We start from the raw sequence: 21,759 nt of genomic DNA on the forward strand, positions 1-21,759 counted from the left end.
GGCTAGCGTCGCCGTGACCGTGAAGGTTCACGACACGAACAGGATCCGCATGTCAGCGCAGACCGCGACCCCCTCCAGCACGCCCGCCGACGGCCCCGGGACGGACGGCTCGGCGACCCCGGCCCCGACCAGAGCGGACTGGGCCGTCCTCGGTCCGGGTGGCATCGCCCGCCGCTTCCTCTCCCAGCTGCCTGCGAGCACCGGTACCCTCGTAGCCGCCGGCAGCTCCTCGACCGACCGGGCGCAGGCGTTCGCGGACGAGGCGGCCGACCACGGCTTCACCGACGTCCGAACGGGGGAGTACGACGCCGTGCTCGCCGACACCGCCGTGGACGCGGTGTACGTCTCGACCGTGCACACCGGCCACGCCGACCTGGTGCTCCGCGCCCTCGACGCCGGCAAGGCCGTGCTCTGCGAGAAGCCCCTCGCCCCGAACCACGGCACGGCGATGGCCCTGGCCGACGCCGCCCGCCAGGCCGGACTGCCGCTGGTCGAGGCGTACATGTACCGCTTCCACCCGCAGACCGCCGCACTGCTCGACCTCGTGCGCGAGGGCGTCGTGGGTGACGTCGTGCACGTCGACGCGTCCTTCGCGTTCCGCAGCGAGGAGCGCACCGGTCGGCTGTTCGACGTCGCCACGGCCGGCGGCGGGATCCTCGACGTCGGCGGGTACCCGGTGACCATGGCCGCCGCGGTCGTGCAGGCCGCCACGGGCGTCGCTGTCGCCGAGCCCGTCGAGCTGACCGCCACCGGCACCCTCGGGCCGACCGGCGTCGACGAGTGGACGGTCGCGCACCTGACCTACCGCGACGGCACCACCGCCAGCGTCCGCACCGGCGTCCGCGTGCAGGACGAGAACGCCGTCACGGTGCACGGCTCGCGCGGCCGCATCGTGCTGACCGACCCGTGGACGCTCTCCGCCGACCCGACGATCACCGTCCACACGGTCGACGAGGAGCCCCGCACGCTGTCCTTCGCCGGTGCGCAGCCCTACGCGCTCGAGGCCGACGCGACCACGGCGGCGCTGGCGTCGGGCGCGGTCGAGGCGGCGCAGATGACCCTGGACGAGAGCCTCGCCACCGCCCGCACGCTCGACCGCTGGCGCGCCGCGATCGGCCTGCGCTACCCGTTCGAGGCCGAGACCGCCGACGTCCCGACGGTGAGCGGCCGTCCGCTGCGCGTCCGCGACGACGCCCCGATGCGCTACGGCGAGGTCCCCGGCGTCGGCAAGCGCATGTCCCGCCTGGTGATGGGTGTCGACAACCAGCCCGACCTCGCCCACGCGAGCGCGATCTTCGACATGTTCGTCGAGCAGGGCGGCAACGTCTTCGACACCGGCTACGTCTACGGCGGCGGGGTGCTCGAGGGTCGGCTCGGCCAGTGGATCCAGAACCGCGGGATCCGCGACGACGTCGTGGTCATCACGAAGGGTGCGCACACGCCGTACTGCGACCCGGAGTCGTTGACCCGGCAGCTGCTGGAGAGCCTGGAGCGCCAGGGCACCGACCACGCGGACATCTACATGATGCACCGCGACAACCCGGACGTGCCGGTGGGGGAGTTCGTCGACGTCCTCGACGAGCACCGTCGCGCAGGCCGGATCCGCGTCTTCGGCGGATCGAACTGGACGCCGGCACGCTTCGACGAGGCGAACGCCTACGCGGCGGCGAACGGGAAGCACGGCTTCGAGGTCCTCAGCAACCACTTCGGCCTGGCCGAGGCGTACGACGTGCCGTGGGACGGCTGCGAGCACGCCACGGACCCGGCGTCGAAGCGCTGGCTCGAGGAGCGCCAGGTGCCGCTGCTGCCGTGGTCGTCGCAGGCCCGCGGGTTCTTCACCGGCCGCGCCGCCCCGGACGACACGAGCGACGCCGAACTGGTGCGCTGCTACTACTCGAACGACAACTTCGAGCGGCTCCGTCGCGCCCGTGAGCTCGGCGAGCAGTACGGCGTGCCGGCGACGGCGATCGCCCTGGCGTACGTGCTGCACCAGCCGTTCCCGACGTTCCCGCTGTTCGGGCCGCGCACGATCGCCGAGGCCCGCTCATCGATGACGGGGCTGTCGGTCGAGCTCAGCGCGGAGCAGGTCGCGTGGCTGGACCTGCGCGCCTGAGCCGCACCGTCGGCCGGACCCCGGCGCGCGCCACGATCCACGACGTCGCGGCCGCGGCCGGGGTCTCGCGCCAGACGGTCACCCGCGCGGTGAACGGCCTGTACGGCATCAGCCCGGCGACGAAGGAGCGCGTGCTCGCGGCGGCTGCGGCGCTCGACTACCGCCCGTCGCGCTTCGGCCGTGGGCTCGTCACGGGTGGCGACCGGCAGCTCGGTCTCGTCGTCGACGACCTGCGGAACCCGTACTCGCCGGAGCTCGCGGCGGCGGTGCTCCGGCTCGCGGCGGGTCGTGGGTGGGACGTCATGCTGGCCGACGCGGGGCTCGCGGGCGACTCGGACCGCGCGGTCCAGGCGCTCGGGGTCCAGACGGACGTGGTGCTCGGCTACCTCGGTGCCCGGGCGCCCGAGCTCATCGAGCGCCTGGGCTCCGTCCCCGTGGTGGAGCTCGACCCCGCCGGCGAGGTCCTCCGCGGTGCCGTCCGCATCGACCCCGCCGAGGCGGTCGAGGACCTCGCCGACCACCTCGTGCACACGGGGGTCCGGCACCCGGTGATCGTCGATGCGTCGGACACCGGCCGTCCGAGCGGTCGCGGTCGGCTCATGCTCGACGCCCTCCGGCGCCGTGGGTACCTGCCCGAGATCGCGATCGCCGACGCGCCGACCTCGGAGCTGGGCGCGGCGATGACGACCAGGGCGCTCGAGCGCTTCCGTCGCGTCGACGCGGTGCTGGCCTTCAACGACCTCATGGCGCTCGGGGTCCTGGGTGCCTGCCGCCGGGCCGGGGTGGACGTGCCGGGCGACGTGCGGGTGGTCGGGGTCGACGGTCTCGCGATCGGCACGCTCGTCGCGCCGACCCTCACGACGCTCGCGGTCGACCTCGACGCGGTCGCGCGCGAGGCCCTCGACCTCGCCATCGGCATGCTCGCCGGTGACCTGCCGCGCTCCGGCGCGGCGGTGCAGCGCACCGTCCGCCACCGGTTGCTGGTGCGCGAGTCCGCCTGAGTGCCCACGGCCGCCGGCGAGCGCGGAAGGCGGACGGGAGGCTCGTGGCGGTCCGGTTACGGGCCTCCCGTCCGCCCGTTGGTTGCACTTGCAACCACAACCGTCCAGACGGTACACTCATGGAGTCCTGACGGGGCGCGTGACCACTTCCGCGTCCCGTCTCGTCTGCCCCACCGAAAGTGTCCGCCGTCGACCTGGTCCGGCTCGTTCCCCAGGGAGTCACCGTGTCCACTCTGCTCACCAGCCCCGTCGCCACCGCCGTCACCGGCAGCCGCGCCCGACGGTTCGCGGCGCTCGCCGTCCTGATGCTGCCGGTGCTGCTCATCTCCGTCGACAACACCGTGCTGAGCTTCGCGCTGCCGACCATCGCGCGCGCCCTCGACCCGAGCGCGACGACCCAGCTCTGGATCGTCGACGCCTACCCCCTCGTGCTCGCCGGCCTGCTCGTCGTGATGGGCAGCATCGGCGACCGCATCGGGCGACGCCGGATCCTCGTGATCGGCGCGACCGGCTTCGCACTGCTGTCCGTCGCGGCGGCCTTCGCGACCGAGGCCTGGATGCTCGTCGCAGCCCGCGCCGTCATGGGGGTCTTCGGTGCGATGCTCATGCCGGCGACGCTCTCCATCATCCGCAACGTCTTCGTCGACGCCGGGGAACGGCGGATGGCGCTCGCCGTCTGGTCGACGATGTTCGCGGCCGGCAACGCACTCGGTCCGCTCGTCGGCGGCGTCCTGCTCGCGCACTTCCACTGGGGTGCGGTGTTCCTCGTCGCGGTGCCGATCCTCGTCGTCATGCTCGTCGCGGTGCCGTTCACCGTGCCGGAGTCGCGCGACCCGCAGCCCGGCCCCGTCGACGTCCCGAGCATGCTCCTGTCGCTCGGCGCCCTCGCCCCCACCGCCTGGGCGATCAAGTCGGTCGTGCACCCCGAGGAGCGCGGGTTCGCGATCGCGCTGCTCGCCGTCGGCGTGCTCTGCGGGATCGCCTTCGTCCGCCGCCAGCTCCGCTCCCGCGCGCCCATGCTCGACCTGCGGTTGTTCCGCAGCACCGCGTTCACGGGCAGCGTGCTCATGAACATGGCCGCGATGTTCTCGCTCACCGGCTTCCTGTTCTTCATCGCGCAGCACCTGCAGCTCGTCGCCGGGCTCGACCCCTTCGCGTCCGGTCTGGTGCTCGTGCCCGGTTCGGTGCTCACCATCGTCGCCGGACTCGTCGTCGTGCCGATCGTCGCGCGGGTGGCACCCCGCTGGGTCGTGGCCGTCTCCCTGACGTTCTCGGCCGCCGCGTACGCGATGGTGTCGGTCCTCGGACACCACGCGTCGATCGTCGCGCTGGCGTTCGCCTTCGTGCTGCTCGGCATCGGCATCGGGGCGTCCGAGACCGTCACGAACGACCTCATCATCTCGACGGCCCCCGCGGACAAGGCCGGTGCCGCGTCGGCCGTGTCCGAGACCGCGTACGAGATCGGCGCGGTGCTCGGCACGGCGGTGCTCGGGACGATCCTCGCGACCGCGTACCGGTCGCACGTGGTGGTGCCGGACGCCCTCGCCGGCTCGGCGCGGACGGCGGCGCAGGAGACCCTCGGCGGTGCCGTGTCGGCCGCCGCCGACCTCGGAGGCTCGGCCGGTCAGGCGCTGCTCGAGAGCGCTCGTGCGGCGTTCGACTCCGGTGTGACGATCACCGGCGCCGTGGCGGCGGTGCTCATGCTCGTCGCCGCGGCGGCCTCCGTGGTCATGCTCAAGCGCGACTGAGCCGGGTCGTCCGGCGCGCCCGGGATCGGACGAAGCTGGGAATCGTTGACCGGAACCCCGGTCGAGGTCCTACGTTGGGAGGTGGCCGCGCAGCCGCGGCCGATCCCACCCGGAGGAACACCACGACTGCCATGCCCGACGAAGCCCCGGCCACGACCGCCGACGCGTACAAGGCCGCCTTCCGCGGACACCCCGCCGGTGTCGCGGTCATCACCGCCGAGGGGCCGGACGGTCCCACGGGCCTGACCGCCTCCAGCGTCGCGAGCGTCGCGGTCGACCCACCCGTGCTCGTCTTCTCGCTGTCGACCAAGTCCGGCTCGGCCGGCGTCGTGCTCGGCGCGGACGTCTTCGTCGTGCACCTCGTGGACTCGCTCAGCGTGGGCCTCGCCAAGCGGTTCGCCGCGACCGGCAGCCCCGCAGCGGGCGACCCGATGTGGGGCACGCTGCCGACCGGGGACCGGTACCTGCCCGCCGCCGCGACGGCGCTGCGGTGCCGACCGCGATCGACGACCGAGATCGGCTCGTCCACCGTCGTCGTCGCCGAGGTGCTCGACATCGTGGTGGGTCAGGCGCACGGTGAGCCGCTCGTCTACCACAACCGGGAGTTCCACTCCCTCTCCGAACGTTCCCGGCTCTCCTGAGCCGCGGAGCCCGCTCCACCAACCCCAGATCGAAAGGACCTCGAATGGCCGAGTACACCCTGCCCGAGCTGCCGTACGACTACGCCGCCCTCGAGCCGCACATCAGCGGCAAGATCATGCAGCTGCACCACGACAAGCACCACCAGGCCTACGTGACCGGTGCGAACACCGCGCTGCAGCAGCTCGGCGAGGCGCGCGAGTCCGGCAACTTCGGTGCGATCAACAAGCTCGAGAAGGACCTCGCGTTCCACCTCGGCGGCCACGTCAACCACTCGATCTTCTGGACCAACCTCGGCCCCGACACGAAGGTCCCGGAGGGCGAGCTCGCCGCCGCCATCGACGAGTTCTTCGGCTCGTTCGAGCAGTTCCAGGCGCAGTTCGCCGCCGTCGCCAACGGCATCCAGGGCTCCGGCTGGTCGGTGCTCGCGTGGGACCAGGTCGGTCAGAAGCTCGTGACCTTCCAGCTCTTCGACCAGCAGGCCAACGTGCCGCTGGGCGTCGTGCCGATCTTCATGCTCGACATGTGGGAGCACGCCTTCTACCTCGACTACCTCAACGTCAAGGCCGACTACGTCAAGGCCGTGTGGAACATCGTCGACTGGGAGAACGTCGCGGCCCGCTTCGCGAACGCCAAGTCGCAGTCGTTCGTCACCCTGTGACGCGGCTGCCGGTCACGTGCTGACCGGCTGACGGACGGGAGGCGCGGTGCCGGCTGGCACCGCGCCTCCCGTCCGTCCGACGGTGCCGGTCCGTCCGACGGTGCCGCTCGATCCGACGGTGCCGGTCCGTCCGTCGTGCCGTGTGGCCGTCAGGCGGCCGCCAGACGGACGGACGACGCCAGCTCCTCGGCGATCGCCCGCAGCGCGCCGTCCACGTCCGAGCGGTCGGGGTCGACGAGTGCGCTCCACTGGGCACCGCGTGCCGCAGCGACCACCGCCCGGGCGGTCCGCTCGGCGTCCGTCCCGCACCGGCCGTGCGCACGGCACCAGGCCGCGAGCTCGTCGACCCGTCGTCGGTGGAGCCGCTGCTGGTGGTCACGACCGTCGAGGCCCTCGACGCAGCCGAGCTCGAACGTCAGACGGGCCGCGAGTCGCCGCTCCGGAGTGTCGAGCCCGCCGAAGACGGCGAGCAGGTGGTCGGTGAGCGCGCACGGCTCCGCGGCGGGGTCGAGCGCCCGGTCCTGGTCGACGGACAGGTGGTCGACCACGGCGTCGATCAGGGACTCCCGCGAGCCGAAGTGGTACACGATCGGGTAGGCGCTCGTGCCGAGCACCCGGCCGAGGCTGCGGACGGAGGCGTCCTCGAGCTTGGTGTCCTGCAGGTGCCGGGCGACCTTCGCGACGATCGCGGGCTTCAGGGTCGGGTCGGGTCTCCTGGGCATGGCGTCTCCCGCGAGGTCGAGTGATCGGTCGGCGACCGTGCGCACACGATCACCTGATATGTTAGCCGATCACCGGCCGGTCCGCGTGACTCAGTGCTCGGCACGCTCCGGCGTCACCGTCAGGCTCTGCACCCGACCCGCCGCGAGGGGGGCGAGCCGGATCTCGATCCGCAGACGGCCGGCGCTGCCGGGCAGCCACCAGCGCAGGTGCGACGGCACCGAGGACTGCTCGTCGACCGGTGCGGCGGCGAGGTCTGCACCGACGGCGTGCGCGGACTCGAGCAGGGCGCGCCGTCGAGCGGTCCACGCGCGGTCGAGGGGGACGTTCGGCGTGCAGACGGCGGCGCCGAGGTCTGCCGCGATGTCGTCGTCGACGGCCGGGTCGGCCCAGGCCCGCAGCAGCGTGGTGACGGCCCGACGCGCGGTGTGCGTGGCCTCCGTGGTCCGACGGACGCCCGGCGTGGCTGCTGATCCGCTCGTGGTGGTGGAGGCCGCCGGCGCCGCCGCACGGGCGTCGAGCGTCTCGGCGAGCAGCAGGTCGAGCGCCCGCTCGGCCGGTGCCGAGACCTTCGCCTGCGTGGCGTTCTCGAACGCGACCACGCCGAGCCCGTGCTCCACCGACCACCGGACGTGCGCGGAGAAGCCGGGGTAGCCGCCGGAGTGCGACACGATCTCACCCGCGCGGTCGTCCTGCTCCACGAACAGCCCGAACCCGTACGCCGTCGGTCGCTTCGCCGCGGGCACCACCGCGGACGGCACGATCCGCATCGCCTGCTGCATCGCGCGACGGTCCGCGGGGGAGACCGGCCCGTCCTCCGGCGCAGCGGTGGACGCCGACGCGAGGTACCGGGCCCACCGCGCCAGGTCGCGGACGGTCGAGAAGAGTCCGCCGATGGGCGAGAACGCGCCCGGCCCGGACATCGGCTGCGGGGTCCACGACCCGTCGTCGTCGCGCTGGCCGACGACGACGAAACCGCGCGCCTCGACGGCGCTGAACACGGTGTCGGTCAGCCCGAGCGGCCGGAGCACGCGGTCCGTCACCGCCCGGGCGTACGGCGTGCCGGCTGCTCGGGCGATCGCGCGCCCGAGCAGGGCGTAACCGGTGTTCGAGTACGCGAAGCGGGTGCCCGGGACGGAGTCGAACAGCAGCCCTGCCCGGAGGACGGCGTCGAGGGCGTCGTCGTCGATCGACTCCTGCCGGTCCGCCCACGGGTCGTCGGTCGGCAGCCCGCCGGACATCGTCAGGAGCATCCGGAGCGTCGGCACCGGGGCGTCCGGCGACGGGAGGGCGACCTCGGCGAAGGCGGGTACGGCGGTGGTGATCGGGTCGTCGAGGGCGACGGACCCCTCGGCGACCAGGGTGAGCAGCGTCGCCGCGGTCACGCTCTTGGTGCACGACGCGATCCGGTAGACGGTGTCGGCGTCGGGCGCGCGCCCGTCGCCTCGGTCACCGTGACCTCCGGACGCGACCAGGCCCTCCCGGTCGAACACGCCCCAGACGCTGCTCGGCGCGACCCGGTCGGCGACCCGCGCGGCGAACAGGGCGTCGACCTCGGCGAGCACGTCTCGCGGGACCGTCATGCGCGACGCATCTGGTCGTAGGCGTCCAGTGCACGTTGCCGGGAGGCCTTGAGGTCCACCATCGGCTCGGGGCGTTCCTCGTCCGCGGGGACCCAGCGCCGCACGTACTCCCTGTGCGGGTCGAAGCGTTCCATCTGCCGGTCGGGGTTGAACACGCGGAAGTACGGCGCGGCGTCGAAGCCCGAGCCCGCGACCCACTGCCAGTTGCCCGCGTTGTTCGCCGGGTCGGCGTCGACCAGGGTGTCCCAGAACCACTGCTCGCCGATGCGCCAGTCGACGAGCAGGTTCTTCACGAGGAAGCTCGCCGCGGCCAGCCGGACGCGGTTGTGCATCGCCCCCGAGTGCCAGAGCTCCCGCATGCCGGCGTCGACGAGGTCGAAGCCCGTCCGCCCGTGCCGCCAGCGGTCGAGCTCGTCGTCGTCGACGTCACGCCACGGGAACGCGTCGAACTCGCGGCGGACGTTCACGGTCGCGATGTCGTCGCAGTGGAAGTACTCGTTCCAGTTGAACTCCCGCCACGCGAGCTGGCGGAGGAACGCCGGGGCCTGGCGGCGCTGCTCGGGCTCGAGCTCGCCGTGCAGGCGGTGCCACACCTGGTACGGGCTGACCTCGCCCCAGCGCAGGTGCGGCGACAGGTCGCTGGTCGCCGCCATCGCGGGCTCGTCACGCTGGTCGTAGTCCTCGAGCGCGTCGTGCACGAACTGCTCGAGCTTGCGGTGCGCCCCCGCCTCGCCGGGCTCCCACGCGTCGCGGAGGCCGCCGGCCCAGTCCGGCTCCGTCGGCAGCAGGGCCCAGTCGTCGAGGTCGTCGGAGTCCACGTCCGCAGGAGCGGGCAGGTCGCGCGGCTTCGGCAGCGGGTGCCGCGGTTCGGGCATGGCCTGTGCCGCTCGCCAGAACGGGGTGAACACCTTGAACGGCTCGCCCTGACCGGTGAGCACCGTCCACGGCTCCCAGAGCAGGTTCGCCGCGAAGCTGTGGGCCTCCGTGCCGTCGTCCGTCAGGGCGCTCTTGATCCCCGCATCGAGATCGCGCTCGACCCTGCCGTACCGACGGTTCCAGTAGACGGCGTCCGCCCCGGCCTGCGCGACCACCGCGGGGATCACCCGCGCGGCACCGCCACGGCGCAGGACGAGCCGCGAGTGCCGGGACCGCAGTTCGGCGTCGAGGGCGGCGAGGGAGTGGTGGAGCCACCAGCGGCTCGCGGCGCCGACGGGACGGATGCCCGCGGACTCCTCGTCGAGCACGACCACGACGGTGACCGGGCCGCCGTGGTCGATCGCGGCACGGAGCGCCGGGTTGTCGCCGAGCCGCAGGTCCTCGCGCAGCCAGACGACCGCGCCGCTCATGCGGACACCGCCTCGGCCGGACGGGGACGGGGGTCGGTACCGCCGGCTGCGGTGCGCAGCTTCGTGCACAGCTCCGTGAGGGTGCGGAGTTCGTCGTCGTCGAGTCCGGCTCCGACCTGGTCGGCGATGGTCTGCGCGTGCTGCACCGCCACCGAGCGGTAGACGTCGAAGCCGTGCGCGGTGAGGGCGACGATCACGCCGCGCGCATCCGACGGGTCGGGTTGCTTCTCGACGATGCCGCGCGAGGCGAGGCGGTCGACGAGGCGGCTCACGCTCGGCTGGGTCAGGAGCAGGTGACCGGTCAGGTCGCGCATCCGGCAGCGTCGTCCGGGCTGCGTCGACAGGTTGAAGCAGACGTCGTACTCGTTGAAGGAGATCTCACCGCCCGGGAAGTCGGTGTTGAGTGCGCGCATCACGGTCACCTGTGCCCGGAACAGGGCCTCCCAGGCCGCGACGGCGGTCGCCTTGTCGCTGCGGCGTACGTCGTCCACGGTCGTCGTCCCTCCGGTCGTACGGTCGGTCCACACTACCGAGGGGCGTGTGACACCGGTCGGGTCGCGGGGGACAGCGGACCGGTGGGCCGGGCCGGGACGTGACGAGGGCCGGGACGTGACGAGGGCCGGTCGCCTTCTGAGCGACCGGCCCTCTCCCTTGCACCAAGAGTGTCCTGCAATCACATTCCGCAGGCGGTGCCACAGCAAACACTGCCTGCGACTCCGACTGTATAACGGCGAGGTAACGGCGCGCCAGCGTGTCCGGGCTCCGTTCGCTGCGAGTTCGCCGAACGTCGTCGGAGCAGATCAGAAGAGGTCGGGCGACGGCGTCGAGGCGTAGCGCACCGCGACGTCGGCGTGCCGGTCGAAGCGGTAGCCGACGCCGCGCACGGTCCGCACGATCTCCTCGAACGCACCGAGCTTCGAGCGGAGCCGACGCACGTGCACGTCGATGGTGCGCTCGTTCGGGGTCTCGTCCTCATCGTCGGACCACAGGCCCTCGATGATCGCGGCACGGTCGACGGTCTGGCCCTCGCGCAGCACGAGGAACTGCAGGAGCTCGAACTCCTTGTAGGTCAGGGGAGCGGCTTCGCCGTCGAGCGTCACGCGCTTCCGGGAGATGTCGATGACGACACCGGTCTCCTCCGGCTCGGGCTTCTCGGCCTGCTTGCGGGCGGCCACGGCGGAGCGGTCCTGCAGCGCGAGACGGACCACGTCCACGTCGCGGCCCCCGGACCCCTCGGCGGCGACGGCGACGGCGGCGTAGGTCTCCGACGACGGGACGAGCTGGGCGGTGAGGGCCTTGAGCTGCTCGACCACGGCCGCGAGGCTCGTCCCGGCGGCAGCGGCCGCGGCCTCGTCGATGCCGACGTAGAGCGCGAAGCCACGCGCCTCGGTGCCCTCGGGGAGCGCCCGGTTCCGCTGCGGTGCGACGACCGGGCTCGTCGGGATCCCGCTCGGTACCGGCGGGGCGACGGGCGTGCGACGCGGACGGATCGGCGTGACCGTGCCGAGGTCGGTCGGCACCGTGGTGGCGGGACGGAGGGCGGTGCGGGGCTGGGGGATCGTGAGCGACATGGCGGTTCTCCGGGCGGGGCTGCGGTGCGGTGCACCGTGCGGTGTCGAGTGCGTCGGTCCGGGTACGGCTGATCGCCGTGTCGCCCAGCGGTCCTGCGGTGGACCGGGGCCTCCCGGGAGGTACGGGTGGTCTGCGCTCCGATGGGACGCGGTGTGGGGGCGTCGTCGAGGTGCTGTCACCCGGGGATCACATGCGCGCGACCGGGGTGGTGTCGCGGGGGATCCGGCTGGAACGGGTACCGATCAGGCACACATTCGACAACGCATGACCGCCGACGCCGGCATCATGGTGCCGGCGTTCCCCAGGGCCTCGGAGAGGACTCGGGAGGACACGGTTGCAGTCATGGGACGAGTATCCGCGGTATACCAAGGCGCTGTCAACCGTCCGCACGGACGGTGACGAGAGCGGACAGCCGGTGGTCGGGCGGACCCCGCTGCCGGACGGGAGGCGCGCTGCCGGCCCGCCACGGGCCTCCCGTCCGCCGTCGCGTGGGCGGGGCGCGGTGCGCGTGACGCGGTCGGCGCGCGAGACGCCGCTTCTCGCGCGAGACGCCGCCCTTCGCGCGAGACGCACCCGGAAGCGGCGGTGTCTCGTCGAGTCGGCGGCGTCTCGCGACGACGACACCGTCCCGCGCGAGCGCCGAAGACGCGAGACGCCCCCGTCGACACGGCCGGAGCCGGGTCGACGGGGGCGTCGGGGGAGCGGGTGCTACTCGGCCAGGCCGTACAGGCGGTCGCCGGCGTCGCCGAGACCCGGGACGATGTAGCCGTTCTCGTCGAGCTTCTCGTCGAGGGCGCCGAGGACGATGCTCACGTTGCGGTCACCGACGGCCTGCTCGACGGCGGCCAGGCCCTCGGGTGCGCCGAGGATGCAGACGCACGTGACCTCCTCCGCGCCGCGGTCGAAGAGGAAGTCGATGGCGGCGGCCAGCGTGCCACCGGTCGCGAGCATCGGGTCGAGCACGAAGCACTGCCGACCGGACAGGTCGTCGGGCAGGCGCTCCGCGTAGGTCTGCGGCTCGAGCGTGTCCTCGTTGCGGGCCATGCCGAGGAAGCCGACCTCGGCGGTGGGGACGAGCTTGACCATGCCCTCGAGCATGCCGAGCCCGGCGCGCAGGATCGGCACGACGAGCGGACGGGGCTTCGCGATCGCGACACCCATCGTGTGCGCGACGGGGGTGTCGATCGGCGTGGCGGTGACCCGGACGCTGCGCGTGGCCTCGTAGGCGAGCAGCGTCACGAGCTCCTCCGTCAACGCACGGAAGGTCGGGGAGGGTGTGGTCCGGTCGCGGAGCACCGAGAGCTTGTGGGTGATGAGCGGGTGGTCGGCGACGTGGACTCGCATGGTGTCGAGCGTACCGTGCCGATGGGGCAGGATCGACGCGTGGAGCACCCAGCCGGACGACCGTTCACCGCGGCGATGGACCGAGCGCTCGACGAGGCGCGTGCCTGCCTGTCGACCGGGGACGTGCCGGTCGGTGCCGTCGTCCTCGACGCTGCGGGCGAGGTCGTCGCGGTCGGCCGGAACGAACGCGAGGCCCGGCAGGACCCGACCGCCCACGCCGAGGTGCTCGCGCTGCGGGCGGCGGCCGAGGCGACGGGGGACTGGCACCTCGCCGAGCACACCCTGGTCGTCACGCTCGAGCCGTGCCCGATGTGCGCGGGAGCCGCACTCGCCGCACGGGTGCCGCGGATCGTGTTCGGGGCCTGGGACCCGAAGGCCGGGGCGAGCGGCAGCGTCTACGACATCGCGCGGGACCGGCGTCTGCCGCACCGTGCCGAGGTCGTCGCGGGGGTGCGCGAGCAGGCCTGTGCCGACCTGCTCGACGCGTTCTTCCGCGATCGCCGCTGACGGCTCTGCCCGGACGGCCCTGCCCGGACGGCTCTGTCCGGACAGGCCTGGCTCGACGGGCCTGCGCTCAGTCGGCGGCGCGGATGACGATCGCTTCGGTGGGCGGCCGCGGTCCGGTCCGGAGGACGTCCGGCTCGACGTAGATCACGCGGGCGACCGGCACCGCGGCGCGGATGCGCTGCTCGACGGTGTCGATGCCCGCGGCCACGTCCCCGAGCCGGCGGTCCCCGTCGACCGCGACCTTCATGCCGACCATGAGCTCGTCCGGCCCGAGGTACAGCGTCTTGAGGTGCACGATCGACTCGACCTCGGGACCGTCGAGCACGGCGGCCCTGATGCGCTCCACGTCGGCGACGCTCGCGCCCTCGCCGACGAGCAGGCTCTTCGTCTCGATGCCGAGCACGACGGCGACCGCGATGAGGAGCAGGGCGATGAGGATCGTGCCGATCGCGTCGAACACCCCGTTGCCGGTGACCACCGTGAGCCCGACGCCGAGCAGTGCGAACACGAGACCGGTCAGCGCCGCGGTGTCCTCCAGCATGACGACGGGGAGCTCCGGGGCCTTCGCCCGACGCACGAACTGCACCCACGACTGCGAGCCCTTGTGCGGACGGGCCTCGCGCAGGGCGGTGCGGAGCGAGAAGCCCTCGAGGCCGATCGCGACGACGAGCACGGCGACGGGGAGCCACCAGTTCGTGATCGGGTGCGGGTCGGCGAGCTTCTCGATGCCCTCGTACAACGAGAACACCCCGCCGATGGTGAACAGGATGATCGAGACGACGAACGCGTACACGTACCGTTCGCGGCCGTGGCCGAACGGGTGCTCCTGGTCGGCTGCGCGGCGCGCACGGCGGCCGCCGAGCAGGAGCAGGAGCTGGTTCGCGGAGTCGGCGAGGGAGTGCACGCCCTCGGCGAGCATCGCGGCGGACCCGCTGATCGCGGCCGCGACGAACTTCACGATCGCGATGCCGACGTTCGCGGCGAGTGCGGCGACGATCGCCCTCGTGCCTCCCGAAGCGCTCACGGGTGTCCCTTCTCCCTGCCGTGCACCGGGCCCGCACCGCAGGCGGCCCCCTGACGGACCGATCCTAGGCGTGGGCGCTGGGTAGGGTCGGGACCATGACGATCGAACTGCCCCGCACCGCCATGCTCGGCGTCGGCTCCATGTCCGGCAGCGTCCTCGAGGGCCTGCTCGCCGCCGGCCTCGACCCCGCGACCGTGACGCTCACCACCCGGTCCGGAGCGTCGGCGGCGGCATGGCGCGAGCGTGGGCTCGAGGCGTCGGCGACGGAGACCGACCCGGACGCGAACCGGCAGGCCGTCCGCGGGGCCGGGCTCGTCGTCCTCGGGGTCAAGCCCCACATGATCGGCGAGGTCCTCGACGAGGTCGCCGCGTCGCTCCACCCCGGTACGGTGGTCGTGAGCGTCGCGGTCGGCACCACGCTCGCCTCGATGGAGGCGCGTGTCCCGGCGGGCGTCCGTGTGGTCCGGACACTGCCGAACACCCCGATCGGCGTCGGCCACGGCGTCACCGGCATCAGCGCAGGGTCCACGGCCGACGACGAGGCGGTCGGGCTCGCCTCGAGCGTGTTCGCCGCGTCCGGACAGGTCATCGAGGTGCCGGAGTCGCAGCTCGACGCCCTGTCCGCCGTCTCCGGATCGGGGCCCGCGTACGTGTTCCTGCTCGTCGATCAGTGGCAGCAGGCCGCCGAGTCGCTCGGGTTCACCCCGGAGCAGGCCGCGACGATGGTGCAGGGGACCGTGCGGGGAGCCGTCGAACTCCTCGCCGCGTCCGGGCGGGAGCCCGCCGACCTGCGCCGCGCCGTCACCAGTCCGAAGGGCACCACCGAGCGTGCGGTCGCCGTCCTGCAGGAGGCCGACCTCGCCGGCACCTTCACCCGCGCGTCGCGCGCCGCGATCGCCCGGGCCGAGGAGATCGCCGCGTCCTGACCGCGGGTGCCGGTCGGCCTGTCCGGCGTGACCACGGGACGGACGGGAGGCCCGTGGCAGCGCCGCCACGGGCCTCCCGTCCGACGTCGGGTCGCTACTCGAGCGCGGCGAAGCGCTCCAGGTCGGTCTCGGTCCCCGAGACGATGATGACGTCGTCCTCGCCGATGACGCTGTCCGGGGTTGCCGGCACGAACGCCCTGCCCGGCGACTTGATGCCGAGCACCGTGAGGCCGTGCCGGGTCCGGATGACGGTCGTCGCGAGGTCCTTGCCGCGCACGGCGCGCGGCGGGAACATCTTGACGACCGCGAAGTCGTCGTCGAACTCGATGAAGTCGAGCATCCGACCGGACACCAGGTGCGCGGTCCGTTCGCCGGCCTCGCGCTCCGGGTACACGACGTGGTTCGCCCCGATGCGGGACAGGATCGTGCCGTGCGAGCGGCTGACGGCCTTCGCCCAGATCTGCGGGATGCCGAGGTCGACGAGGTTCGAGGTGATGAGCACGCTCGACTCGAGGTGCGAACCGACTGCCACGACCGCGATCGCGAAGTCCTGCGCGCCGATCTGCCGCAGGGCGTCGATGTCCGTCGCGTCCGCCTGCACGGCGTGGGTGACGCGGTCCGACCACTTCTGGACGAGGCCGGCGTCGGTGTCGACGACCAGGACCTCGCGGTGCTGGCGCTCGAGCTGACCGGCGGTGGCGGCGCCGAAGCGGCCGAGGCCGAGGACGAGCACGGGGGCGTCGTGGCTGACGGCTCCGGTGACGGGGTGGGGTGCGCGACGGTCGGCGCGGGGACGGCGGTCAGCCAACGATCGGCCTCTCCTCGGGGCGGCGGAACAACTGCCGGCTCTGGCTTGCGGCCAGCGCGGCGGCGATGGTCACTGTACCGACCCGGCCCAGGAACATCGTGGCGGCGAGGACGTACTTGCCCGCCTCCGGGAGCTCGGCGGAGATGCCGGAGCTCAGGCCGCAGGTCGCGAAGGCGGAGATGACCTCGAAGAGCACGCGGTCGAGCGAGTCGCCGGTGATCTGCAGCAGGACCACCGTCATGACGGCGACGATCGTCGCCCCCCAGAGCACGACCGCGACGGCGACGCGCAGGACGTCACCGGGGATGCGGCGCCCGAACGCCTCCATGCCCTGGCGCCCGCGGGCCTCGGCGACCGCGGCCAGGAAGAGCACCGCCAGCGTCGTCACCTTGATGCCGCCGGCCGTCGACGCCGAACCGCCACCGATGAACATGAGCATGTCGGTGACGAGCAGGCTGGCGCCGTGCATCTGCTCGACGTCGATCGTGGCGAACCCGCCGGACCGCGTCATCGTCGAGAAGAACAGCGCCTGGAACGCGGTGTGTCCGGCGCCGGCGTCCCCGAGCGTGCGGGGGTTCGAGGCCTCGAGCGCCGTGTAGACGACCGCGCCGAGGACGAGCAGCACCGCGCTGGTGGCCAGCGTGAGCTTCACGTGGATGGGCCACCGCCGCGGGGTGCGGAACTGCTTGGTGACGGCCCGGATCACCGGGAACCCGATCGAGCCCGCCACGACCGCGACCATGAGGAGCGACAGGAACCAGTAGTCGTTCGCGAAGGGGGTGAGCCCCTCGGCGTTCGGCGAGAAGCCCGTGTTCGTGAAGGCCATCGCCGAGTAGTAGAAGGCGTCCCCGACGGCGGTCCAGAACGGGTAGCCGGCGGCGAGCGTGGACGGCAGCAGGAGCACGCCGATCGCGATCTCGATCGTCAGGGTGCTCACCGCCACGGTGAGCAGGAGCGTGCCGACCTCCCCGAGCCGCACGGCCTGCCCCTCGGGGACGGCGCCGGAGTGCGTGCGGAGCGGGTTCGAGTCGCCGGCGGCGATGAGCTTGGCACGGAGCCCCAGCCGCCGTGTCACGACCAGGCCGAGGATCGAGGCGAAGGTGAGGACGCCGACGGCGCCGATCTGGGTCCCGACGACGATGAGCACCTTGCCGAAGACCGACCAGTGCGTGGCCATGTCGACCGTCGCCAGCCCGGTCACGCAGACGACCGACGCCGCCGTGAACAGCGCGTCCGCGAAGTGCGTCGGGGTCCGGTCCGCAGCCGCCCAGGGCGTCATGAACAGGGTCGTGAAGATGAGGATCAGCGCGACGAACACCAGGATCGCGAGCCGCGACGGCGACGACCGGAGGACGCCGAGGGCACCGTCCAGACGCCGTCTCACCCCGCTCGTCGGCGTGTGCCGGTTGAGCGGCTCGGTGCGGTCGAGCATCCTGTGCCTCCGGAGCCGTGGGCAGGTCAGCGGTCATGGTACATGCGTACGGGTCCGGCTAGCCTTGCCGCATGGCCGACATCTTCACCGTCGTGGCGGACCCGACCCGGCGCGAGCTGCTCGGGGCGCTGCTGACGGCGTACGGCTCGGACGCCACCGGCGGCGAACTCAGCGTCGGGCAGCTCGTCGAGAAGATCGGCGTCAGCCAGCCGACCGTGTCGAAGCACCTCCGCGTCCTGCGCGACCACGGTCTCGTCTCCAGCCGTGAGGAGGGCCAGCACCGCTTCTACCGGCTCGACCCGGAGCCGCTCGTCCGGCTCGAGGAGTGGGTCGTCCCCTTCACGGGAGCGGTCGACGCGGACGGTACCCCGGCGACGACCTCGTGGACGCTCGACGGGCAGCCGGTCTCGTTCCGCCGGACCGGCACCGCAGCGCGGTCCACCGTCGAGGTCGGCACCGAGCTGGGTCGCGTCATGGCGGAGGCCTCGCACCGCGCGACCGCCGCGTTCTCGGGTGCGCAGCAGGGCTGGGAGCGTGTCGTCGACCGCAGCCGGAAGCGCTTCACGCGCCGCGGTGAGGACGACTGACCGACGGGTCGGAGACCCCTCGCGCACCGCGGTCGAGCGTCCGCTCGGAGTCTCCTGGACACGTGGTCCCACGCGCCCCTACACTCGCCCTTGACCACACTGGTCACACCGACCCCGCGCGATCCGCGGGAACCCGAAGGCGGACCATGACCGGCAGTTTCGACGACGTGCGCTTCCTCACCGTCGCTGAGGTGGCCGAGATGATGCGCGTCTCGAAGATGACGGTGTACCGCATGGTGCACGCGGGGGAGCTCCCCGCGATCCGGTTCGGCCGGTCCTTCCGCGTCCCGGAGTCGGCGGTCGCCGAACTCCTGCGCGGCGGCATCGCCGACGTCGGCTGAGGTCGGCCCGGCGCGCGCCCGTTCGACAGGACCGCTGCGCTCCGCTAGACTCGGCCGGGTTGATTTTCCGCGGTCTCTTCGGGCCCGGTGTCCACACATCTGCATCGTTCCGAGCGAGGTCCACTATGGGTTCTGTCATCAAGAAGCGTCGCAAGCGCATGGCGAAGAAGAAGCACCGCAAGCTCCTTCGCAAGACGCGTCACCAGCGTCGCAACAAGAAGTAAGTCCAGTACTTGCACCCGAAGCCCCGGTCCGCCGGGGCTTTCGTGTTCCCGGGCGCGTTATCGTGGGGGACATGCCCGCCGTGACGTTCCTGACGAAGCCCGGCTGCCACCTCTGCGACGACGCCCGTCCGGTCGTGGAGCAGGTCGTGGCCGCCCACCCCGGTGTCACCCTCGAGGAGCGGTCGATCCTCGACGACGACGCGCTGCGCGAGGAGTACGCCGAGGACATCCCGGTCGTCCTCGTCGACGGCCGGGTCCACAGCAACTGGCACGTGGACGCCGACCGGCTGCACGGTGCCCTCGAGAAGGCAGAGAAGGCCGAGGCCAGCGCATGATCCACCACGTCGTCTCCTGGACCGTCCGCGAGGACCTCGACCGCACCGCGACGGTCGAGCACGTCCGCGAGCTCCTGACCGGGCTCGTCGGCACGATCGGCTCGATCCGGTCGCTCGAGGTCGTCGACAACGTGGCCTACCCGGGGAAGAACCAGGACCTGGCCGTCGTGGCGACGTTCGACGACCTGGCCGGTCTCGACGAGTACCAGTTCCACCCGGACCACCAGGCGGCGGCAGCGGAGATCCGCGAGCTCGTCACGGGGCGAGCGGCCATCGACTGGGAGAGCTGACCCGCGCCTCCCGGCCCGCACGTGACGACGGCCACCCTCCTGTCGGAGGGTGGCCGTCGTCGTCGGTGGTGACTACGGGGTCAGGCGCGTCGGTCCGCGGAACAGGTAGGTGACCTCGCGGATGGACGGCTCGTGCAGGGCGAGCATGAGCACGCGGGCGAGGCCCATGCCGAAGCCGCCGTGCGGCGGGACGCCGTAGCGGAAGAAGTCGAGGTACCAGCCGAGCTCCTCGGGGTCGAGGCCCTTCTCGACGGCCTGCGCCTCGAGCACGTCGACGCGGTGCTCACGCTGGGCACCCGTGGAGATCTCGGCGCCGTTGAACAGCAGGTCGTAGCTGTTCGTGAGCGTCGGGTCGTCGGCGTGACGCATGTGGTAGTACGGGCGGATCGAGGCGTCGTAGTCCGTGACGAACACGAACTCCGAGCCGTGCGTCTCCTTCGCCCAGGCGCTGACGCGACGCTCGCCCTCGGGGTCCAGGTCGCCGTCCGCCCGCACGACGTCGTGTCCGCTGTCGGCGACGATCTTCCGGGCCTCGGCCAGGGTGACGCGGGGGAACGGAGCGGTCGGGACGACGAACTCGAAGCCGAAGACCTCCTCGATCTCCTTGCCGTACTTGTCCTTGACGGCGGTGAAGCCGGCGACGAGGAGCTCCTCGTGCATCGCCATGACGTCGGCGTGCGACTCGACCCACGAGATCTCGGCGTCGACGCTCGTGAACTCGGTGGCGTGACGGCTCGTGAAGGACGGGTCCGCGCGGAACGCGTCCGCGATCTCGAACACCGCGCCGAAGCCGGCGGGCTGCGCCATCTGCTTGAAGTTCTGCGGGGACTGCGCCAGGTAGGCGGTGGTCTCGAAGTACTCGAGCTGGAAGAGCTCGGCGCGCGACTCGGACGCCGACGCCATCAGCTTCGGGGTGTGGATCTCGATGTAGTCACGCTCGACCCAGTACGTGCGGAACGCGTGCTCCAGCGTCGTCTGGATGCGGAAGATCAGGTTCTGCTTGCGGTTGCGCAGGTCGAGGAAGCGCCAGTCGAGACGCTTGTCGAGCGAGGAGTCGTCCGCGATGGGCGTCTCCGGCTTCGCGGCGCTGACCACCTCGAGCGAGCCGACCTTGACCTCGAGCCCGCCGAGCTTCACGCGCTCGTCGTGCTTCAGGGTGCCGCGGACGTGCACGAAGGTGCCGTGCGCGAGCCCGGAGACCTCGTTCGTGACGGCGAGCCGGGCCTGGGCGTCGTCGTCGCCGTCCTCGGCCTCGCGCGTGGCGGGGTTCACCAGCTGCGCGGCGCCGGTCTCGTCGCGGAGGACGACGAACTGGACCTTCTTCTGGTCGCGGACGGTCTCCACCCAGCCGGCGACGGCAACGGGGCCGTCGGGGAGGGCGGCGAGGTCGGCGATGCGGGTGCGTTCGATCACGGTCGTCGAGTCTACGGCCTCCTCCACAGGTGGGGTCCCGGTCCGTTCTCTCCACAGCGTCGGCCGGGAGGCGCGGTTCGGCCCCGGCACGTCCGTAGCGTCGTCCGTGTGGTCGGGTCGCGAGTCGAGAGGGGATCCCGGATGACGGCAACGGGAGCGGGGCTCGCGGCCTGGCCGCCCGTCGCGGTGGCGGCGGTGGTCGCGGCTGCGGTCGGGTCGGTGCTGACGTTGGTCGGCGCGGCCGTGGGAGGCGTCTGGGCGCTGGTGCGGTGGCGGCGGGACGTCGGGCGCGAGGAACGCGACCGGGCCTGGGCGCGGTTCGTGTGGACTGTCGACCAGGTGTGCGACGGCGACGTCGGCCGGGCTGAGGTCGGTCGGTTCAGCGCTCGGGCGATGTCCAGAATGCAGATCCTTCGCGCCGATGACGCCGCGATCGGCAAGATCGTGCTCGACCTCATCACGGAAGGGAACGCAGATGGCAGTGGAAGACCCGGTGGTCGCGCTCATCGAACGCGATCGTGACGAGTGGCGGCAGTTGATCCGACGGCAGTACCGCTTCCGACCCTGGGAGGCACGACGGATCATCCGGGTCCACGACGACCTGCTCCGGTGGCGCGATGAACTCCGGGCGGCACAACGGGAGCGGGCGCGGCTCATCGAGTCCGGTGAGCTGCAGGTCGACCGGTGACCGAGCGGTGTCTCCGGCTTGCCGGGTGTCGTCCGGGGCTCAGGGGAGCGTGGCGCGCAGCGTGCTGAGCGTGCCGATGAACTCCTCGGCCATGCCGGCCCGTTCGACGAGCTTCGCGTGCCGGGCGCGGGCGTCCTCGAGCGACGCGTCGAGGCGGGCGGCGAGTGCCGGCTGGTCCTCGGGTCCGGCGTCGGCGAGGGCGTCGACGACGCGCAGGAGCTCCGCCATCTCGTCCAGCGAGAACCCGAGCGGCTTCATCCGACGGATGACGAGCAGTCGCTCGAGGTCCTGCGCCGTGTAGACCCGGAACCCTCCGGTGGTCCGTCCGCTCGGCACGAGCAGCCCGACCTCGTCGTAGTGCCGGATCGTCCGCAGGGACATGCCGGCGCGCTCGGCGAGCTCACCGATGTGCATGGTGTCGCCCGGCGTCGGGGCGGGGGAGTCGATCGCGTGCACG

At 72.4% G+C, this 21,759-nt stretch carries 24 protein-coding genes; 13 read left to right on the forward strand and 11 right to left on the reverse strand.

All coding sequences use genetic code 11. The annotated features are described in order from the left end of the window. Nucleotides 1-49: 49 nt before the first annotated feature. From J2X59_RS01170 to J2X59_RS01190, 5 genes are all read left to right on the forward strand, one after another. Nucleotides 50-2,113 carry an aldo/keto reductase gene (locus J2X59_RS01170; RefSeq protein ID WP_326495423.1) on the forward strand — a complete coding sequence of 688 codons (2,064 nt, stop codon included), beginning with the start codon at nucleotides 50-52 and terminating at the stop codon, nucleotides 2,111-2,113. Continuing rightward, nucleotides 2,092-3,114 carry a LacI family DNA-binding transcriptional regulator gene (locus J2X59_RS01175; RefSeq protein ID WP_326495424.1) on the forward strand — a complete coding sequence of 341 codons (1,023 nt, stop codon included), beginning with the start codon at nucleotides 2,092-2,094 and terminating at the stop codon, nucleotides 3,112-3,114. The genes J2X59_RS01170 and J2X59_RS01175 overlap by 22 nt, the downstream gene beginning before the upstream one ends. 224 nt (nucleotides 3,115-3,338) lie before the next feature. Then, nucleotides 3,339-4,862: an MFS transporter gene (locus J2X59_RS01180; protein ID WP_066658484.1), complete on the forward strand. Its 1,524-nt coding sequence runs from the start codon at nucleotides 3,339-3,341 to the stop codon at nucleotides 4,860-4,862. A gap of 131 nt (nucleotides 4,863-4,993) precedes the next feature. Beyond that, on the forward strand, nucleotides 4,994-5,503 hold the full coding sequence (locus J2X59_RS01185; RefSeq protein WP_326495425.1) for a flavin reductase family protein: 510 nt from the start codon (nucleotides 4,994-4,996) through the stop codon (nucleotides 5,501-5,503). A 44-nt stretch (nucleotides 5,504-5,547) separates the two neighbouring features. Beyond that, complete coding sequence (locus J2X59_RS01190) at nucleotides 5,548-6,162, forward strand: superoxide dismutase (protein WP_065960721.1); 615 nt, start codon at nucleotides 5,548-5,550, stop codon at nucleotides 6,160-6,162. A 149-nt stretch (nucleotides 6,163-6,311) separates the two neighbouring features. Here J2X59_RS01190 and J2X59_RS01195 read toward each other — a convergent pair whose 3' ends face one another. The 6 genes from J2X59_RS01195 to upp all read right to left on the reverse strand — a co-directional run bounded on the left by J2X59_RS01195 (nucleotide 6,312) and on the right by upp (nucleotide 12,727). Then, entirely contained in the window at nucleotides 6,312-6,884 is a 573-nt protein-coding gene (locus tag J2X59_RS01195) for a hypothetical protein (protein ID WP_326495426.1), read from the reverse strand. 90 nt (nucleotides 6,885-6,974) lie between these two features. Continuing rightward, nucleotides 6,975-8,465 carry a serine hydrolase domain-containing protein gene (locus J2X59_RS01200; protein ID WP_326495427.1) on the reverse strand — a complete coding sequence of 497 codons (1,491 nt, stop codon included), beginning with the start codon at nucleotides 8,463-8,465 and terminating at the stop codon, nucleotides 6,975-6,977. Next, nucleotides 8,462-9,811, reverse strand: a complete 1,350-nt coding sequence (locus J2X59_RS01205) for a cryptochrome/photolyase family protein (RefSeq protein ID WP_326495428.1) — start codon at nucleotides 9,809-9,811, stop codon at nucleotides 8,462-8,464. Before J2X59_RS01205 ends, J2X59_RS01200 begins: the two co-directional genes overlap by 4 nt. After that, the gene (locus tag J2X59_RS01210; protein ID WP_326495429.1) at nucleotides 9,808-10,302 is read right to left on the reverse strand and encodes a MarR family winged helix-turn-helix transcriptional regulator; all 495 of its coding nucleotides are present in this window, start codon (nucleotides 10,300-10,302) and stop codon (nucleotides 9,808-9,810) included. Before J2X59_RS01210 ends, J2X59_RS01205 begins: the two co-directional genes overlap by 4 nt. Before the next feature lie 309 nt (nucleotides 10,303-10,611). Continuing rightward, nucleotides 10,612-11,382, reverse strand: coding sequence for a winged helix-turn-helix domain-containing protein (locus tag J2X59_RS01215; RefSeq protein WP_144411342.1), 771 nt, complete (start codon nucleotides 11,380-11,382; stop codon nucleotides 10,612-10,614). Between the two features lie 709 nt (nucleotides 11,383-12,091). Continuing rightward, the gene (gene upp / locus J2X59_RS01220) at nucleotides 12,092-12,727 is read right to left on the reverse strand and encodes a uracil phosphoribosyltransferase (protein ID WP_066655308.1); all 636 of its coding nucleotides are present in this window, start codon (nucleotides 12,725-12,727) and stop codon (nucleotides 12,092-12,094) included. A gap of 75 nt (nucleotides 12,728-12,802) precedes the next feature. On the opposite strand from upp, the gene J2X59_RS01225 reads away from it, so the two are divergent. Next, nucleotides 12,803-13,234 carry a nucleoside deaminase gene (locus J2X59_RS01225; protein WP_251154659.1) on the forward strand — a complete coding sequence of 144 codons (432 nt, stop codon included), beginning with the start codon at nucleotides 12,803-12,805 and terminating at the stop codon, nucleotides 13,232-13,234. 67 nt (nucleotides 13,235-13,301) lie between these two features. Here J2X59_RS01225 and J2X59_RS01230 read toward each other — a convergent pair whose 3' ends face one another. Continuing rightward, entirely contained in the window at nucleotides 13,302-14,258 is a 957-nt protein-coding gene (locus tag J2X59_RS01230) for a cation diffusion facilitator family transporter (protein ID WP_271825128.1), read from the reverse strand. Between the two features lie 95 nt (nucleotides 14,259-14,353). Between J2X59_RS01230 and proC the strand changes: the two genes are divergently transcribed. Continuing rightward, nucleotides 14,354-15,184 (forward strand): pyrroline-5-carboxylate reductase, encoded by an 831-nt coding sequence (gene proC / locus J2X59_RS01235; protein ID WP_326495430.1) that lies wholly within the window; start codon nucleotides 14,354-14,356, stop codon nucleotides 15,182-15,184. Nucleotides 15,185-15,278: 94 nt separating this feature from the next. On the opposite strand, the gene J2X59_RS01240 is transcribed toward proC, so the two are convergent. Both J2X59_RS01240 and J2X59_RS01245 read right to left on the reverse strand, forming a co-directional pair. After that, on the reverse strand, nucleotides 15,279-15,917 hold the full coding sequence (locus J2X59_RS01240) for a potassium channel family protein (RefSeq protein WP_066655303.1): 639 nt from the start codon (nucleotides 15,915-15,917) through the stop codon (nucleotides 15,279-15,281). A gap of 67 nt (nucleotides 15,918-15,984) precedes the next feature. Further along, nucleotides 15,985-17,424: a TrkH family potassium uptake protein gene (locus J2X59_RS01245; RefSeq protein WP_066655299.1), complete on the reverse strand. Its 1,440-nt coding sequence runs from the start codon at nucleotides 17,422-17,424 to the stop codon at nucleotides 15,985-15,987. A 71-nt stretch (nucleotides 17,425-17,495) separates the two neighbouring features. On the opposite strand from J2X59_RS01245, the gene J2X59_RS01250 reads away from it, so the two are divergent. The 5 genes from J2X59_RS01250 (at nucleotide 17,496) to J2X59_RS01270 (ending at nucleotide 19,201) form a co-directional block, all read left to right on the forward strand. Continuing rightward, on the forward strand, nucleotides 17,496-18,011 hold the full coding sequence (locus J2X59_RS01250; RefSeq protein WP_066655298.1) for an ArsR/SmtB family transcription factor: 516 nt from the start codon (nucleotides 17,496-17,498) through the stop codon (nucleotides 18,009-18,011). A 146-nt stretch (nucleotides 18,012-18,157) separates the two neighbouring features. Continuing rightward, nucleotides 18,158-18,352 (forward strand): helix-turn-helix domain-containing protein, encoded by a 195-nt coding sequence (locus tag J2X59_RS01255; RefSeq protein ID WP_058729786.1) that lies wholly within the window; start codon nucleotides 18,158-18,160, stop codon nucleotides 18,350-18,352. Nucleotides 18,353-18,477: 125 nt separating this feature from the next. Then, nucleotides 18,478-18,576: a 30S ribosomal protein bS22 gene (locus tag J2X59_RS01260; protein ID WP_003792170.1), complete on the forward strand. Its 99-nt coding sequence runs from the start codon at nucleotides 18,478-18,480 to the stop codon at nucleotides 18,574-18,576. 71 nt (nucleotides 18,577-18,647) lie between these two features. Beyond that, nucleotides 18,648-18,911, forward strand: a complete 264-nt coding sequence (locus tag J2X59_RS01265; protein WP_066655297.1) for a glutaredoxin family protein — start codon at nucleotides 18,648-18,650, stop codon at nucleotides 18,909-18,911. Beyond that, a complete protein-coding gene (locus J2X59_RS01270) occupies nucleotides 18,908-19,201 on the forward strand; it encodes a Dabb family protein (RefSeq protein ID WP_209685037.1) in 294 nt (97 codons plus the stop codon). The genes J2X59_RS01265 and J2X59_RS01270 overlap by 4 nt, the downstream gene beginning before the upstream one ends. Nucleotides 19,202-19,273: 72 nt before the next feature. Here J2X59_RS01270 and aspS read toward each other — a convergent pair whose 3' ends face one another. Further along, on the reverse strand, nucleotides 19,274-20,614 hold the full coding sequence (aspS, locus tag J2X59_RS01275; RefSeq protein WP_066658463.1) for an aspartate--tRNA(Asn) ligase: 1,341 nt from the start codon (nucleotides 20,612-20,614) through the stop codon (nucleotides 19,274-19,276). 475 nt (nucleotides 20,615-21,089) lie between these two features. Between aspS and J2X59_RS01280 the strand changes: the two genes are divergently transcribed. Then, the gene (locus J2X59_RS01280) at nucleotides 21,090-21,302 is read left to right on the forward strand and encodes a hypothetical protein (protein WP_251154607.1); all 213 of its coding nucleotides are present in this window, start codon (nucleotides 21,090-21,092) and stop codon (nucleotides 21,300-21,302) included. 39 nt (nucleotides 21,303-21,341) lie between these two features. Here J2X59_RS01280 and J2X59_RS01285 read toward each other — a convergent pair whose 3' ends face one another. Continuing rightward, nucleotides 21,342-21,716, reverse strand: coding sequence for a MerR family transcriptional regulator (locus J2X59_RS01285; RefSeq protein WP_235426653.1), 375 nt, complete (start codon nucleotides 21,714-21,716; stop codon nucleotides 21,342-21,344). Nucleotides 21,717-21,759: the final 43 nt, after the last annotated feature.

The organism is Curtobacterium sp. 260 (assembly GCF_030803485.1).
Lineage (GTDB): Bacteria > Actinomycetota > Actinomycetes > Actinomycetales > Microbacteriaceae > Curtobacterium.